This is a genomic window from Haematospirillum sp. H4485 (assembly GCF_012102745.1).
Classification (GTDB): domain Bacteria; phylum Pseudomonadota; class Alphaproteobacteria; order Rhodospirillales; family Rhodospirillaceae; genus Haematospirillum.
The window spans coordinates 66,831-82,861 of the sequence record NZ_JAAVSY010000001.1 but is presented as its reverse complement, the minus strand read 5'-3'; the positions used below and the strand labels follow the sequence as shown (position 1 = coordinate 82,861).

At 54.9% G+C, this 16,031-nt stretch carries 11 protein-coding genes; 4 read left to right on the top strand and 7 right to left on the bottom strand.

Going from position 1 to position 16,031, the window contains the following annotated elements:
• The first annotated feature begins 236 nt into the window (after positions 1 to 236).
• Positions 237 to 764 carry a chemotaxis protein CheW gene (locus HEQ61_RS00345; RefSeq protein ID WP_066136762.1) on the top strand — a complete coding sequence of 176 codons (528 nt, stop codon included), beginning with the start codon at positions 237 to 239 and terminating at the stop codon, positions 762 to 764.
• 35 nt (positions 765 to 799) lie between these two features.
• Here HEQ61_RS00345 and HEQ61_RS00340 read toward each other — a convergent pair whose 3' ends face one another.
• The 7 genes from HEQ61_RS00340 to HEQ61_RS00310 all read right to left on the bottom strand — a co-directional run bounded on the left by HEQ61_RS00340 (position 800) and on the right by HEQ61_RS00310 (position 12,386).
• On the bottom strand, positions 800 to 3,337 hold the full coding sequence (locus HEQ61_RS00340; protein WP_168018607.1) for a PAS domain-containing hybrid sensor histidine kinase/response regulator: 2,538 nt from the start codon (positions 3,335 to 3,337) through the stop codon (positions 800 to 802).
• A gap of 159 nt (positions 3,338 to 3,496) precedes the next feature.
• The gene (locus tag HEQ61_RS00335) at positions 3,497 to 5,152 is read right to left on the bottom strand and encodes a diguanylate cyclase domain-containing protein (protein ID WP_168018605.1); all 1,656 of its coding nucleotides are present in this window, start codon (positions 5,150 to 5,152) and stop codon (positions 3,497 to 3,499) included.
• Positions 5,149 to 5,538: a response regulator gene (locus HEQ61_RS00330; protein WP_168018599.1), complete on the bottom strand. Its 390-nt coding sequence runs from the start codon at positions 5,536 to 5,538 to the stop codon at positions 5,149 to 5,151. The genes HEQ61_RS00335 and HEQ61_RS00330 overlap by 4 nt, the downstream gene beginning before the upstream one ends.
• Positions 5,532 to 8,315: a PAS domain S-box protein gene (locus HEQ61_RS00325; protein ID WP_168018598.1), complete on the bottom strand. Its 2,784-nt coding sequence runs from the start codon at positions 8,313 to 8,315 to the stop codon at positions 5,532 to 5,534. The genes HEQ61_RS00330 and HEQ61_RS00325 overlap by 7 nt, the downstream gene beginning before the upstream one ends.
• Positions 8,316 to 8,466: 151 nt before the next feature.
• Entirely contained in the window at positions 8,467 to 9,243 is a 777-nt protein-coding gene (locus tag HEQ61_RS00320) for a putative DNA-binding domain-containing protein (RefSeq protein WP_168018597.1), read from the bottom strand.
• Complete coding sequence (locus tag HEQ61_RS00315) at positions 9,227 to 10,075, bottom strand: DUF692 domain-containing protein (protein WP_168018596.1); 849 nt, start codon at positions 10,073 to 10,075, stop codon at positions 9,227 to 9,229. The genes HEQ61_RS00320 and HEQ61_RS00315 overlap by 17 nt, the downstream gene beginning before the upstream one ends.
• A gap of 211 nt (positions 10,076 to 10,286) precedes the next feature.
• Positions 10,287 to 12,386, bottom strand: coding sequence for an ATP-binding protein (locus HEQ61_RS00310; protein WP_168018595.1), 2,100 nt, complete (start codon positions 12,384 to 12,386; stop codon positions 10,287 to 10,289).
• A 176-nt stretch (positions 12,387 to 12,562) separates the two neighbouring features.
• On the opposite strand from HEQ61_RS00310, the gene HEQ61_RS00305 reads away from it, so the two are divergent.
• The 3 genes from HEQ61_RS00305 (at position 12,563) to yaaA (ending at position 16,031) form a co-directional block, all read left to right on the top strand.
• On the top strand, positions 12,563 to 13,984 hold the full coding sequence (locus tag HEQ61_RS00305) for a bifunctional enoyl-CoA hydratase/phosphate acetyltransferase (protein WP_168018594.1): 1,422 nt from the start codon (positions 12,563 to 12,565) through the stop codon (positions 13,982 to 13,984).
• 3 nt (positions 13,985 to 13,987) lie between these two features.
• Entirely contained in the window at positions 13,988 to 15,181 is a 1,194-nt protein-coding gene (locus HEQ61_RS00300; RefSeq protein ID WP_168018592.1) for an acetate/propionate family kinase, read from the top strand.
• Between the two features lie 79 nt (positions 15,182 to 15,260).
• Positions 15,261 to 16,031 (top strand): peroxide stress protein YaaA, encoded by a 771-nt coding sequence (gene yaaA, locus HEQ61_RS00295; protein ID WP_168018590.1) that lies wholly within the window; start codon positions 15,261 to 15,263, stop codon positions 16,029 to 16,031.

The window sequence follows — 16,031 nt, the reverse complement described above, 5'->3', positions numbered from 1 at the left end:
TACCGAAACCAAGATGTACACTTGTCTGCACAGTCAAATGACGATACGGACAACAACTGCCGAAACAGCCAAATTCCACCTTGCATACCAAGGTTTTTTTGCCTGCTCGCTTTTGGTCCTTCCTGTTCGTGTCCATCCCGTCACAGGCCAACATCAGTCTGGCAAAAGATCTGGCACAGGCAGTTCATTGCGTTCATTATCGTGCACAACAGGGGATCACTGGAGAGTGTGAAAACATGGGTGACTTGACCCCCAGCCAAGGGCATATCGTACCTTCAACAGGAGGGCGTACCGCCGCTGGTCGCGACGAGCAGGTTTTTGTAACTGTCTACGTCGAACGTCAGCTGTTTGGGATCCCGGTGGAACGCGTCCAGGACATTCTGGTCCCCGAAAAGATTGCCCGCATCCCGCTCGCACCCCCCGAAGTCGCGGGCTCCATCAACCTGCGTGGCCGCATTGTAACCGTTATAGACGTGCGCACCCGTCTGGGCCTGCCCAAACAAGCAGAATCCGAAACGCAGGGACACGTCATGTGCGTCACGGTGGAGCTTGGCCAGGAACTATACAGCCTCAGGGTCGACAGCGTAGGGAATGTCCTGACACTGCCAACACGTGGTGTAGAACAGAATCCATCCACGCTGGATCCACGCTGGCGCGGCATATCGGCCGGCGTTGTACGACTGGAGGGAGAATTGCTGATCGTCCTGGATGTCGACTCCTTCCTGGCCTTTGGAGAGGGCGGATTCACGTACGCCAGCCGGTAGGACAGCTTTATCCAGGAAGTCGCAGGAGTCCCCGTCTAGGCAATAGCCTCAGATAACTGGCCACCGGACTCGTGCTCCAGAGACAGCACTTCACGCTCGACAGCCTCAACAAGGGCCTGCATGAAGCTTTGCTCTAACTCGTCATAATCTTCTCCCGGCTTGCTCTCCCAGACTCGTCCCTGATCCTCCAGACGTCTCAATGCCTCTACCAGACGGGGGCAAGCAAACAGCATTGCATTCCCTTTCGCGGCATGTGCAATGCGCACAACATCCATACTTCTGCCCTGAACAACCATCTGACGTAACTCTGTAATATGGGCTTGCATCGCCTCAAGAAAACCGGGCAACAACGTCACAAGGGATGGGGAAACAGAAACCGACCTACTGGAAGGAAGGCGCGAGACAGCCCCACACATGGATGGATCAACACAGGCCACAATACTATTCCCCGAAAGGAAGCGATCAAGAAGCTCAAGCAACTGTTCGCGTCGCAGGGGTTTGATAACATAGGCGCAGCAACCCGCCTCCAGAGCTGCTTCACGATCCTCATCCCGGGAACTGGCCGAAACAGCAACAACAGGAACAGGCTGACGGCCAGCGCATTGCTCTGCAAAACGAATACGCCGTACAGCTTCTATCCCGTTAACCTCGGGCATCTGGATATCCATGAAAACGAGATGATACCCCTCTGGCCCGGATTGAAGACAATTGATGGCTTCTGCACCGTTCCGCGCCTCGACAACACAAAATCCAAGGCGACTCAACATTTCACAAATCACCAGTCGGTTAAGGTCCGAGTCATCAACCACCAGAACTTTTATGGCCTCAGGCGCCCTCTCCCAAACCCGCGGCATATGGACTGGCAGAACATCTTTTACAAGATTGACACGTTCCGGCCCGACAGAAAGAGGGATCGTAAAACTGAAAACAGACCCCTGCCCAACAGCGCTGGATACAGAAATCTTACCGCCAAGCAAGGTGACCAGACGTCTGGAGATAGCCAAGCCAAGACCGGAACCAACAGACTTCCCGATCAATTCGCGATTGACCTGGACAAAGGGGTCAAAGACAGAATCACAAGCCCCTTGTGCAATACCTACACCAGTATCCTCAACATCAAAGCAAAGGACCCCCTGATCTCCGGATAAAGAGCCCCGCACACAGACCTCGACATGACCAACCTGTGTAAATTTCACGGCATTGCCGACAAGATTGGCCAAAATCTGACGCAGACAACGGGAGTCTCCCACCCATGTTGCCGGCAATTCCGGGGCGACAACCGCACGCATTTGTATTCCCTTGGCTTTTGCCTCGCCGCGGAACATGTCCGTAACAGCCCCCACAACACGCCGCAGGTCAAATGGTTCAGCCTCAATCCGTATACCGCGGGCTTCGATACGCGAAAAATCAAGAACACTTGTCAGGAGATCCAACAGATGATCACAGGCACGCTGCAAGACACGCACGTGCTCTCTCTGCGCTTCCGTCAGGTCACTGACCGACAGAAGGTCAACCAAGCCGAGGATCCCGCTCATCGGGGTACGAATTTCATGACTGATCATAGCCAGAAAGTCTGACCGGGCTTTTCCTGCCGCTTCGGCCTCATGTTTTGCCCGTCGCAACGTCTCCTCAACATGAAGGCGCCTAGTTGCATCACGAAGGGTAATCACCAGCTCCTGTGGCCGACGCTCCGGAGAAACGCCCGGTATAGCCCGCCCACGCAGCGACAAGGGGACAGAACGCCCGTCACGGGAAAGCCCGCCGATCAACTCTGCAAACGTCTGCTCCGGATCCAGGAAAAGACCATGCAGGGCACAGTGAAGGCGGCTCCGGTCTGCCGGAGCAATAACAGCGAGAAGATCCATCCCTTGCATGGTACCCGGAGGATAGCCGAAAAGATCCCCCGAAGCAGCGCTATGAAAGGTAATACGCAGATCCGCATCCAGAACTACCACCAATTCGGGCAGATACTCCAGAACCGAACGATGGCGAACCTCGTGCTCGGCAAGCCGCTCTGACACATCACGGTGGCTGGCATTGATACAGTACTGGTGGACCAGTTCGCGATAACGTGCCCATCCACCGGCAAGGAGGAAAATACCGTAACCGATACCGGAAAGCCCAATCAGCGGTAAAATAGGTCCTTCATCGCCGGCAAGGACAGCCGCAGGAAAGAACAAGGCCCCACTTGCAAAACCAAACATACCCGCAGGCAAAGGAGCGTAGTTCAACACCGTAATCGCGGCAACAGCAACCAGAACCAGCAGATACAAAAAGGCTTCAGGTCCGGGCAAAACACCCCCGAATGTTACAATGCCGCTTCCCCAGGCCAAGCCTTGCAAGACAGCGAGAACACAAAGGCCGACTTCACAAGTCAAAAGTGCAGATGAGATACTGGCAAGGCGGGAACGCCAGTATATTCTCCAGACAACAGCAAGCAGCCCAGATACAAGAACACTACCCCCCCAGAGGATCCCGCCAACCATGTCAATCGGAACAGCGAACAATAGTGCAACAACAGCCAAGGAGGCGGCTATATTGGCCAGAACGCGTGCAGCTATGGAGCCAGACAAGTACCTCCTGAGCAAATGCTCACGCAATTGACAAGAAGTACCCGACGAAAATGCACCCTCACCTACATCAACGAACCAGAACACAGTGCCTCGCCCACCCATACATACCCCAAGGCGTAAAGGAAGCACAGATACCACCAGACAAGCAAGGACAGGATGTCAGTCAGGCGAGATATCGACGTCACGGTATACTTGCGCACGACCACCACGCTTGGCGGCATAAAGCGCACGATCTGCAGAAGCAAGAAGCTGATCCGCAGCAATACCTGCTGTCAGTTCCGCCACACCGGCACTGAATGTGAGGGTGAATGTTTCCGAACCACTGTGATGGGTAATGTCACGGAAGGCATCCAGAAGCTCCCCCCCCACCCGCAGGGCATCGGACCCCTTGGTACCAGTCAGTAGAATGGCAAACTCTTCTCCACCAAGACGACCACACAGGTCACCGGACCGTAACCGCTGGCGCAAAAGACGGGCCAAGGATTGCAATACGGCATCACCAGCCGGATGCCCCCACGTATCATTAACTTTCTTGAAATAATCAAGATCAAGAAGCATGACGGAAAGCGGATTACCGCTACGGTGGGCCTGTGCAATCTCCACCTCCAGGCGCTTGTAGAAAGCGGCGTGATTGAGCAGACCGGTCAAGCCATCACGACTGATCATACCCTGTAACTGCCGGGATCTCAAAATACGCTGCCGCACCAAGGCAATCAGATACTCCATGTCAACCGGCTTGGTGACATAGCCATCTCCACCAGCCCGAATGGCATCAATGCGTGATTCCAGATTGTCATCCCGCGTCAGGAAAATCAGCGGCAAGTTTGTATAAGCGGGTTGCTGGCGTATAGCGGCTGCAACCTCAAGACCACTAAAGTCAGGCATATGCCGGTCAATGACCAGCAAGTCTGGCCGGAACACACTGATCACATCCAGAATATTTTCGGCGTGCGGCAATGTTTCGCACGAAATACCAACCTCGGACAGCACGTGCTCGCAGACAGCCAAAATGGCTTCGTCATCATCAACAATAAGAACACGCGGTACGGCATAACCAATAGGACCGGCTGCATGCTCTATGGCATCAACAACCTCGGCACCACCACTGCTGATGTCGATGACAGAACCGGCACCGTTATGCCACGCATCAACACGGCACCGCAGATCTATCTTGTCCGATAAAATAACCAAGGACACAGAAGGTGGGCACAGGGCACGAACCTGATCAGCGGAAAGCCCGGATACTGTAGAATGCCTGTCAATCAACACAGCCCGCAATTGGTTGTCTTGTAGCAACATCATGAAACAATCACGGTTACTGCACAGGGACAGCTCCAGACCAAAGGGGTGGAGCTCCTGAGCTAACCGAGTGAACTCCCCAAGCGCAGAGGATACAAGCGCAATAATACGGGGCTGTCCTGATGGTGCATCCTCTGTCCCGTCATGAGACAGGGCAAAAAGGGTACTGTCTTCCGCATTGGTTGCTTCCATACGCAGAACAACGCGCTCGAACAAAGCGCGCATCTGCCGGATATCACGTACAGAAGGTGAAGACTGACGCTCGACCAATGCATTGATCATCACTTCCAGCGCCATGGCCGCACGCCCGAGCGCCGCAAACCCCATACTGCCGGCAGATCCGGCCAACTGATGAGAATCACGCCGGAAATCAGCAAAGTAACGATCACGACGGATATCCTTCCCCTTTTCGGCAAGCGACACAAAATGGTCAACGGCTTCCTGCATCGATACACGCCGTGCATCAAGGGAATGGACATAGCGTATGATCAAATCACGCAGCTTGCCTTCGGTCATATGCCCTCCGCACGCTGCCAGATTGTCCGGACCTGTTCGGCCAATGTCATAGGATCAAACGGCTTGCTGATAACACCAGCCGCTCCCATATCAAGGTAACGGGCCACTTCGTGCGACTGAACCTTGGCTGTCATGAAAGCAACAGGAACACGATCACCGCCGGGAAGCTTCCGCAAGGCTTGCAGGGTACCCGGACCATCCATACCCGGCATCATGACGTCCAGAAGAACAATCTGAGGATCTGCCGAAGGAAAAGCAGACAGTGCCTCGTCTCCCGATGAACAGGCCGTTACCTTCAATCCTCCGACATCGACCAGGGCCAGAGTGGCAATGGCTTGAATATCAGGGTCATCTTCCACGTAAAGCACCCGCTGCAGGGTCACCATGAACCCTCCTTGCCATGTCCTGTCGGTTGCGCACGCCCGGAATCACCAACAGCCGGAATATCAACATAAAATGTTGTTCCCTGCCCTTCAACTGAATGAAATCCAATGTGTCCACCGTGATGCTCGACGATCGCCTTGGCAATGGACAAGCCAAGTCCGGTCCCTCCCTTGGCGCGGCGATCCGTGGAGTCGGCCTGTGAAAACTTCTGAAAAATATCATCACGAAAACTTTCAGGAATACCGGGGCCGAAATCCTCTACCGTCAGGTGCACCATTGGTCCTGACAACTGGACGCCAACGTTGACCGCACCGCCAGATGGAGAAAACTTGACTGCATTCGACAGAAGGTTTGTCACAACCTGGAAAAGCCGGTCCCTGTCCCCATGCACCATGACATGGTCTGGTAAGGCCGCAGCAATAACCTTGACCTTGTACTGGTTGGCAAAAGCCTCGTTATCCGTAATGGATCGCCTTATGACATCAGAGAAGTCAATAACCTGCATGTCAAAGACCATGCGCCCTGCTTCTATCTTCTGGATATCCAGAATGTCATTGACCAACCGGATAAGACGCTCACAGTTTGAATGGGCAATATGGATCAGCTCATTCGCCTTCTCGGGAAGAACACCGGCCGCACCAGCACCAACCAGCCCCAGTGATCCACGGATTGACGTCAAGGGCGTTCTTAGTTCGTGACTGACTGTAGATACGAACTCGCTTTTCATTCTCTCCACACGCTTGCGCTCGGAAATATCACGCACCACACCAATGAAGAGACGAACACCACCAATCCAGACTTCACTGACAGCCAGCTCAACCGGGAAAAGCTCCCCGTTCTTTCGTTTGGCCTCCAGCTCGCGAACCATCCCAATAGCCTTGGGAAGGCCGTGCTCCAGATAATCAGCAAGATAGGTCCCATGATGAGCGGCATAAGGCTCTGGCATCAACATGGAGACATCGTGGCCCATCATATCAGCCGCCGCATAACCAAACATTTTTTCCGCTGCAGGGTTGACAGACAGAACCTTGCCTTTCTCATTGATTGTTATAATCCCATCAACAACGGTGTTGACAATGGTACGGAACCGCTCCTCGCTGTCCTGCAGAGCCTGACGTGCCAGGTAACTTTCCGTAATGTCCAGGGCCGTTCCCCGAAATCCATTCAGATGGCCATCCTCTGTCAGAATAGGAAGCCCGGACAAACGCAAGCGAACAGATGTTCCATCGGCTCGTGAAGCATCGGCTTCCATCCGAAATCCTGTCAAGCGCCCCAGGGAGGACTCAAGAAACCTCCGGGTCTCTCCACGCATGAAAGAGACAAACAGGCAGCCCTTCATATCGGGCGGGCGATAACCAAGAACACCCTGCACGCGCTCCGTCATAAAGACGATGCAACCGGCCGCATCAACTTCCCAAACAAATTCCCCTGATGCTTCAGCAACATCCCGGAACCTTTGCTCGCTTTGCCGCAAGGCACTTTCAGCCGAAAGGCGGCGGCTGATGTTACGGGCTATCGCGAAAATACCGGCACTGTCACTGACCGCCGTAAAGGACAGGGGCGTCTTGTTACCCCCTGCCCCCGTCACATGAACAACAAATTCCTCAACCCTTGCCCCCTCGATCAAACGAGCGACAACATCATGAAATGCCTTGCGGTCATCGGAAACAACAAAGTCCGATAACAACTTACGGAGCAGACTGCCCGGTTCTACCCCCAGTACATACCCCCACGCAGGATTGACTGACACAAAAGCACCCTCTGGATCCAGAATGCACACCGGATCCGGAGACAGCTCGAACAAACGGTTACGATCTGCAATGGCCCGGGAAAGTGGCCACCACAGCAGGGACAGGGCGACCAACGCTCCGAAAAGAAGAAACAGTTCCCGGACAAGGGTGCTGTACCACTCTGCCAAGGCAACCGACCATGGCCGGGACAAGATCAGGCCCAACGGCAGATCATCGACCCGGCGTATGACCGTCATCCACTGTTCATCCTCAAGAACAGTATCGACCAGCAGGGACTCTTCTACCGGCAATGGGCCCAGAGGGAGGCTATACACCTTGCGCCCTGTCCAGTTGTTACGCTGGGGAGGCACTTCGGCCTCAACCACCGCACCCGTTCCTGTCACAAGGACAACAGACGCTCCGGTTCGTGAGGCAAGATAACGAACATGCGATGCAAGAGGGACCGTCCCGACTGTTGCCAGGATTACTCCGGAAAATGCCCCTTCAGGACTGGACAAACGGCGCGCCATGGCAATAAACCATTCGCCGCTGATACGGCCGGTTACGGGGTCGCCGACAAACAGGACGTCATTGCCTTCGTTCAACCCATCAGCAAAGAAACGAAAATACTGCCGGTCTGCAACATTGAGACGGGGAAGAATGTCGTAACCACTGTGAAAAACAACATCACCATTCTGGTCAAAGACCAGGATATCATCAATTGCAGGAGTAGACATGGCATGGCGGCGTAACTGGGATACAATGCTGGCATAGCGTGACTGAACGTCAAAACTGCCTGCCTCCAGAACAGACAGCGCCGAAATCAGGGCCACATCGACCGCCCGCAGGGAAGACGAAAGAGCCGCAGCAGACGCCCCAACCATCGCCACGGCCTCCCGGCGCGATGATTCCAGCGCGCGGCCATGACTCTGCCACTCGAACCAGATTGTCCACAGGACAAGAAGGCCCAAGGCAGAAAGCATGATAACAATAACAGACCTGTTCTGGCGCACGGGAACGGCCTTTCCCACAGCCAAGCGGACATACATACGCCCGCAGCGTCGTCCAACGGTACCAAAAATACATGCTAAAGACGAAAGAGAATTCTTTCACTAGAAAAGAGTTGTTCCGCATACCACCGGAGAATTGCGCATCAGGAGATAACAATCAAAAAATTGATCAATCAATTAGTAAGAGACATCATTCAGATCCCTGAAATCGAACTCCAGCAAACCATTGCCCGTCCAGCGCCCTGATCAAAAAAGCCTGTAAGTCAAAATCCGGGTGTGACGCCAAGACACCCGATGCAGCCTGCCCGAAACATTCACCGGAAAAACACCGCTGCAAAAACACAGAACCAGGTTGACCAACATTTTCCACCAGAACTTGGTCGCCAGGCCGCACCAGCAACAGAAACTCGGGCCCATCACCAAGAGAAAGAGTGGACATATCCTGTAGCAGGCTGGCCGACCGAATGGCACTGATCGGCCACAAGGACGAGAACAGGCACGACGCTGTACGTGGAACAAAAATAAGATCATCAATGGGGCCTGAAAGGCTTGCAATATCAAGACAGGGGCTTTCTGCATGCCGGCTGACACGATGACACTCCCATTCAAGGGCCGCCACATCGACCAGCCAAGGCGTCCCAGCCACGCTGTCCTGCTCACCCAGAAATGCAGGAAACCCATCTCCAGCATCAAGCAAGCACGGAACATGAACCGGATAAGCCCTGAAAAAGGCTCTAACCAAACCTTGGAAGCAATCTGCGCCAACCACGCGGCGCACAGCAGGAAAAACAGCTGCCATAGCATCGATCTGAACAGATAGAATCCTGCTGCAATAAACAGACAGCCCCGGTCCCTCCAGCCATTCATCAAGGTGATGCCGGATGTCGTCCTGCCCAAGCATTACTTTTGCAAAACACGCTTGCAAATCCGCCCAAGGCGGGGCCAAGCGATCAGGAAAGACAGGCACGGACATCCTCCTCCTGAAGCAGGATATCCCGTGCGACAACGACTTCATCCAGAAGCGTAATCAAGGGGGGGATGTTGTTGTCCCACTCCACCAAGACTGGGAGCGCACCCCGTATCGCAACAACCTGTCGCAAAAGATCCCAGACAGCAGATGACACACGACTGCCGTGATCATCGACCTTCAGTATCCGTCCATCGTCCAGAACCGTGTGATGATGGCCGGCGACATGGATCTCGTCCACCAGGTCGAGTGGAAACGATCGCATACACAGCTGGTAGTCCAGCCCCATATTGTGGCAGCTGACCACCACATTATTGAGATCAAGCAGCAACCGGCAGCCCGTCCGGTGTGCCAAGGCTGCAAGAAATTCAGGCTCCGGAATAACCGAATGGCGAAACCACAGGTAACGGGACGGGTTCTCAACCAGAACAGGCCGCCCCAACACCTGTTGGAGTGTATCAACGTTACGCACCACCACTTCCAGGGTCTCATACGTCAACGGTACAGGAAGCTGATCATGAAAATAGGCAGCATCATGACGGCTCCACGCCAGATGGACAGAAAAAAGGCACGGCTTGAAGCGGTTATGTAATGCCAATATGCGTGAGAGGAATGCGGGATCATCCCCACAGGATGACCCGGGCGACAGCCCTACTGAATGAAAGGAGAGGGGCCACAGATCCGCAATCTGATACAGTCCGGCCAGTAAACTTCCACCGTCCATCAAATAGTTCTCGGGATGAATTTCCAACCATCCCGGAATGGACCTCTCACACCCACGCAGTTTGACAAGGTCAGTACAATGCTGTGGCCTGAACCCAATTCCGGCCATAGAACAAGGAGCAAGGCCTGTATCCAAAATCTGCACGCCCACAGGAAAGAACCTCACCGGCCGCTACAGTTCAGAGTCCGGGTAAACACCGGGAACCTTGGAACTGCTTGCGGTTACAGTTGCACTTTTCATGATGAAATCCCCCCCTGCTCAAACTGAGATCTCAAGCCTGCGGACGCGATAGTCTAACAAAATCAGGGAGTCATACTGATCACATATGTGTGAGCGGAGAAAGATCGGACCGCTGCTTGCCACGCAGGGCCAATGCACCCAGCGTTTCATCAAGAGCCTGCCTCAGAACAACCCCGTCCGGGCCACCAGCAACCAGAAGCTCTGCCAGTTTCTGACACCCCATACGACGGGCTGTCAGTTGAAGATCGGCAACGGACAACGTACCATTCCTGGTGCTTGCTCCACCACACAGGGCCCGGACATCATCCAGGAAAATATCCAGCAACGCATCCACCTGCTCGGAACCAAGAGCACGATCAAGGTGATCAAGGATCGTATAGTCTAGGGTATGGGAGCGACCATCTGCCCCCTCTACGCGATCAGGGTTGCTATCCTCTGTCGGAGCACACGGCAGCATGACCCGAACCGTAAAGGATGATCCCTGCCCTTCCTGACTGTGCACGGTAATGCGGCCATTCATCGCCCCAACAATCTTCCGACAAATGGCCAACCCCAGGCCCGTACCCCCGAAACGCCGGGAAATGGAACTATCTGCTTGCGAGAAGTGCTCGAACAAACGATCGATCTGTTCATCCGGAATGCCAATACCACTGTCCACAACACGGAGATCCAGCAACATGGATCCATAATCATCGTCAGCATGCTCCTCTTCTGCAGGAACAACAGCCGCTTCCGCATGCAGGCACACATATCCCTTTTCTGTAAACTTGAGGGCATTGGACAAAAGATTGAGCAACACCTGCCGCAGCCGGGATGGATCACCAAAGACCGGAAGATCAACAGGCCCCTCGGCATCCCATGACAGACTGATATCCCTCTCGGCAGCAGCGCCTGCCATCAACGCCATCACATCGCGGATCATGTCACGGGGCACAAAACGCACTGTCTCCAGATCAAAGTGACCCGATTCAAGCTTGGAGAAATCCAGAATGTCATTCAGAACTTTCAGCAGGGATTCACCGGATCGTAAAATCAGGTCGGACAGTTCCTTCAGGTGCTCATCATCCAGATCATCGCGCAAGATCTGGGCCATACCAAGAATACCGTTCAGGGGTGTCCGGATTTCATGGCTCATGACAGCCAGAAAATCTGATTTTGCCCGTGCGGCCTGCTCGGCATCCAGGCGGGCCTGACGCAGGGTTTCCTGATACTGGTGGCGCTGGGTCACGTCACGCACGGTTGCAACGAATTCCAGAGTGCCCTGATGCTCCATACGGCTGATGGACAGATCCATCGGGAAGACAGACCCATCCGGACGTTGCCCGGTTACCTCGCGGGCTTCCGTCCATTGCTGCGGCATAACGCGACCGGCGCGGCACTCGGCCAAAGTACGCAGAACATCCGTACTGTGCGGAGGAGCAACCAGGTCCTTCAACGAAAGACCGTTGTGAACCAGGGACGACGAGCGAAAAATAGCAGAGGCAACAGGGCTTGCTGAAAGAATGGTACCTTGGTCGTCCGTGACCAGAACACCTTCCGGAACAGCGTCAAGAACCGCACGGTAATGAGCCTCGCTTGCCGACAAGGCCCGTGTTCTCTCCTCTACCATCTGCTCCAGCGCCACATTGCTGTCAGCCAGAACACGACGACTGTTTTCCAGTGCCTCGATAGCCTCATAGGCACGCAATGCCGAAATAGTCAGGGTCAATAATTTCTGGGCCGTCAGCTCTGTCTTCGACTTGTAGTCATTGATGTCGTAACGCATCACGACATCCCGCTCCGGCGCCTGCCCGGGCTGTCCGGTCCGCAGCACAATACGCATGGCATCCAGCTTCATGATATCACGAACATGCGAGACAAGTTCCAAGCCCGAATTCTCGGTTTCCATGACAACATCAAGAAGCATCAGCGCAACATCGCGGTTCTGCTCGAGGAGAGAGACTGCCTGACGGGCCGAGTATGCCGACAGCATCCGGACAGGACGACTGCGGAAACTGAAATCGCTGAAAATAATACGTGTGATATGATGAACCTCGACGTCATCATCAACAACCAGGACCTTCCATGCGTCCTGCATGGCAGGATCTGTTTCTGCCGGAAGCGGTATCAATCCATCCGCAGCAACGCCGGTACCGGCTGGCTCGGGCAGAAAGTCGATCGCATCATCAAGATCCATCATGCAGGGTATAATCCAGAACACTGTGCCAAGACAGGTATTGTGCCCATCACACCTTGTCTTCTCAAGTTCTGGTACCTGGATTCGTGACAGTCTGTAACCATTTCGCGCTTGCACGTTGCCTGTTGCCCGCTTCATTGTAGATGATCAGGAATCGTCGGGAAAACTGGAAATATTTCATGCGCATCACGCTGCAAAACCGTACGTTCAGCGAAATTTGTATCGGTGACACAGCATCGCTGACCCGTACCCTGACCCGGGAAGATGCTGAAGTATTCGCAATCATGTCTTCTGATCATAACCCCACACATCTTGATGATGCATGGGCTGCGAAGCTTCTGAAGAACGGCAAGGTCAGCGGGCACAGCATGTGGGCAGGCTCCCTGTTTTCGTCCCTGCTTGGCAATGAACTTCCCGGCCCTGGAACTGTGTACCGGGAGCAAACACTGCGCTTCCTCAGGGCGGTGGAATTGGGTGACACTCTGACCTTGACGCTGACGGCAACGGAAAAAAGGGAAGATGAGCATATCATCGTCTTTCATTGCCAAGGTGTAAACCAGCGCCATGAAATGGTTGTGGAAGGCTACGCAACGGTAGAAGCGCCGATCGAGAAAGTAACTGTTTCAGCAGACCCACTTCCTGAAATAACGGTGCGGCGACGCAGCCACGTGTTCAGCCGGCTTCTGGAAACCACGCAAGCAACCGAACCCGTCAAAGTTGCTGTATGTCATCCCTGTGACGAGGTATCCCTGACCGGAGCCATGGATGCTGCAAAGCATGGCGTGATCACCCCTGTGCTGATCGGGCCATCAAAACGAATCCGGTCTATTGCACGGGAGTTTGGCATCAATATTGATGGCTGCCGGATCATCGATACAGAACACTCCCATGCATCCGCATCTACGGCTGTCGGCCTGTGTCGCACAGGGGAATGCGAAGCGCTGATGAAGGGAAGCCTCCACACAGATGAACTGATGCACGAAGTGGCCAAAGGTGATACGGGCCTGCGCACCGGACGACGGATCAGTCACGTTTATATTATTGATACGCCAGCCTACCCCAAGCCCCTGTTTATCACGGATGCCGCCATCAATATCTATCCGTCGCTGCAAGACAAGGCCGATATCTGCCAGAATGCCATCGACCTTGTGCGCATCATGGGTGTGGAGCAGCCTTTGGTTGCCATCCTGTCGGCTGTCGAAACGGTATACCCCAAAATCACGTCAACCATCGAAGCCGCCGCGCTGTGCAAGATGGCAGACCGTGGTCAGATTCGTGGCGGAATCCTGGATGGGCCCCTGGCATTTGACAACGCTATTTCCAGCGAGGCCGCCCGCATCAAAAACATCAGCAGCCCGGTTGCCGGCAATGCCGATATCCTTCTGGTACCGGATCTGGAGGCCGGCAACATGCTGGCCAAACAGCTGTGCTATCTGGCTGAGGCCGAAGCCGCCGGCGTTGTTCTGGGGGCAAGGGTCCCCATTATCCTGACCAGCAGGGCCGACAGCGCCAAGGCACGTCTGGCATCCTGTGTGGTCGCGGCACGCTATGCCCAGGCCCGGCGCACAGGAAAACAAAAACTCGTGACGGGGGTTGGCTAGGTCATGGCTGAAGAAGGCATCCTGGTTCTCAACGCGGGTTCATCTTCGGTCAAGTTCACGGTCTTTGCGTTGGCTGGCCGTTCCCTTGCACCAAAACTCCATGGACAGGTTGAAGGGATAGGAACCGGTATTACACCCCGCCTTATTGCCCGAAACCGTTCTGGTGAACCGGTTGCCGACGAAGCGTGGCCTTCCGGAACACACCAGGACATTCTGCAACGCCTGATCAACTGGATTCACGCAACAGAAGGAAATCAGCTGCACCTGCGGGCTGCCGGGCACAGGGTTGTACACGGGGGTATGCTCCATGATGCCCCGGTACGGGTAACGCCCGCTATTCTGGGGCAACTGCGGGCATTTGTTCCCTTGGCCCCGCTGCATCAACCCCACAACCTCGCCCCCATTGAAACCTTGGCAAAGCTGTATCCCGAGCTTCCACAGATTGCCTGTTTTGATACCGCCTTCCACCGCCATAAACGCCCGGAAGCATCACTGGTTGGCCTGCCCCGACGCTATCTGGATGCCGGGATCAAACGCTACGGCTTTCACGGGCTTTCTTACGAATACATCGCAGGCCGCCTTGCTGAGCTGGAACCAACACGGGCCAAGGGACGGGTTATTGCTGCACATCTTGGCAGCGGTGCCAGCATGTGCGCCATGAAAGACGGGGTTGCCATTGATTCCTCCATGGGGTTTACGGCCGTGGATGGGCTGATGATGGGCACGCGCCCCGGCTCCCTGGACCCAGGGATTATCCTGCACCTTTTGCAGCAAGAGAAACTGGATGTACCGTCACTGGAGAAACTGCTGTACCGGGAGTCCGGGCTGCTCGGTGTTTCCGGCGGCCTGTCAAATGACATGAGAATACTCCTGGACAGTGATTCTCCGGCAGCACAGGAAGCCATTGATCTGTTCGTATACAAGGCCGCCAAGGAAATCGGGGCCCTTGCGGTAACAATTGGCGGGCTTGATGTCCTGGTTTTCACAGCCGGCATTGGCGAACGCTCGGCCGAAATCCGTAAACGGATCTGCGCCTTGGTATCGTGGATGGGAATCAAGCTGGACCCTGCGGCGAATACAACCCATGCCCTGCGCATCAGTACCGATGACAGCCTCATTGCTGTCTGGGCCATTCCCACCGATGAAGAACTAATGATCGCCCGCCATACGGCCCGCTTGATAGAACACGCACCGTGATCATGACCGGGGCTTGCCCCCGGCGTCTTTCACAGTCAAATATACACGTTGCGTTTCCAATCCACAGATGCTGGTGCTTATGCTTGCCGTTCTTTCTCCGGCCAAAAACCTGGACTTCTCCGCCCCTCCACCCCATTTGCCCCGAACCCGGCCTGTTCTGGCCGAGGATACAGCCATATTGGCCAAACGGGCACAACGCCTGACTCCGGATGACTTGCGCCGGCTTATGAAGCTTTCCGATCGGCTGGCAGACCTGAACTACGCCCGCTTCCAGCATATGGGCCAGGCAGAAGGCCAGGAGCAGGCCAAACACGCTGTTCTTGCCTTTGCCGGCGACACATACATTGGCCTGCAAGCCGGCACCATGAACCAAGCCGATCTGGAGTGGGCACAAGACAGGCTGCGTATCCTGTCCGGTCTTTATGGGGTCCTTCGGCCGCTGGATGCCATTGAACCCTATCGCCTGGAAATGGGAACCCGTCTGGACAACGAACGGGGGCAGGATTTATATGCCTTCTGGAAAGGCCGCATCGCGCCACACTTGGACCGGGACGTACAAGCCCAGCCGCAGCCGGTTCTCATCAATCTGGCTTCCGCCGAATATTTCAAGGCCGCCGGAGCCGAGCTGAAATCCCGGGTCATCACGCCAACCTTTCACGAGGAAAAAAACGGCAAAAGCCGTGTCATCGGGCTGATGGCCAAACGGGCACGGGGCATGATGGCCCGTTATATGATTATCAATCGCCTGGAACAGGCCGACGACCTGAAGCGTTTCAATGATGGTGGCTACCGCTTTGTTCCGGATCGCTCGGACACCACGACCTGGGTCTTTTCCCGCCCCCAACCCTGA

Coding starts and splice junctions, on each gene's coding strand:
- HEQ61_RS00345 (WP_066136762.1), top strand. CDS start 237: ATGGGTGACTTGACCCCCAGCCAAGGGCATATCGTACCTTCAACAGGA.
- HEQ61_RS00335 (WP_168018605.1), bottom strand. CDS start 5,152: ATGACCGAAGGCAAGCTGCGTGATTTGATCATACGCTATGTCCATTCC.
- HEQ61_RS00330 (WP_168018599.1), bottom strand. CDS start 5,538: ATGGTGACCCTGCAGCGGGTGCTTTACGTGGAAGATGACCCTGATATT.
- HEQ61_RS00325 (WP_168018598.1), bottom strand. CDS start 8,315: ATGTATGTCCGCTTGGCTGTGGGAAAGGCCGTTCCCGTGCGCCAGAAC.
- HEQ61_RS00315 (WP_168018596.1), bottom strand. CDS start 10,075: ATGGCCGGAATTGGGTTCAGGCCACAGCATTGTACTGACCTTGTCAAA.
- HEQ61_RS00310 (WP_168018595.1), bottom strand. CDS start 12,386: ATGATGGATCTTGATGATGCGATCGACTTTCTGCCCGAGCCAGCCGGT.
- HEQ61_RS00305 (WP_168018594.1), top strand. CDS start 12,563: ATGCGCATCACGCTGCAAAACCGTACGTTCAGCGAAATTTGTATCGGT.
- HEQ61_RS00300 (WP_168018592.1), top strand. CDS start 13,988: ATGGCTGAAGAAGGCATCCTGGTTCTCAACGCGGGTTCATCTTCGGTC.
- yaaA (WP_168018590.1), top strand. CDS start 15,261: ATGCTTGCCGTTCTTTCTCCGGCCAAAAACCTGGACTTCTCCGCCCCT.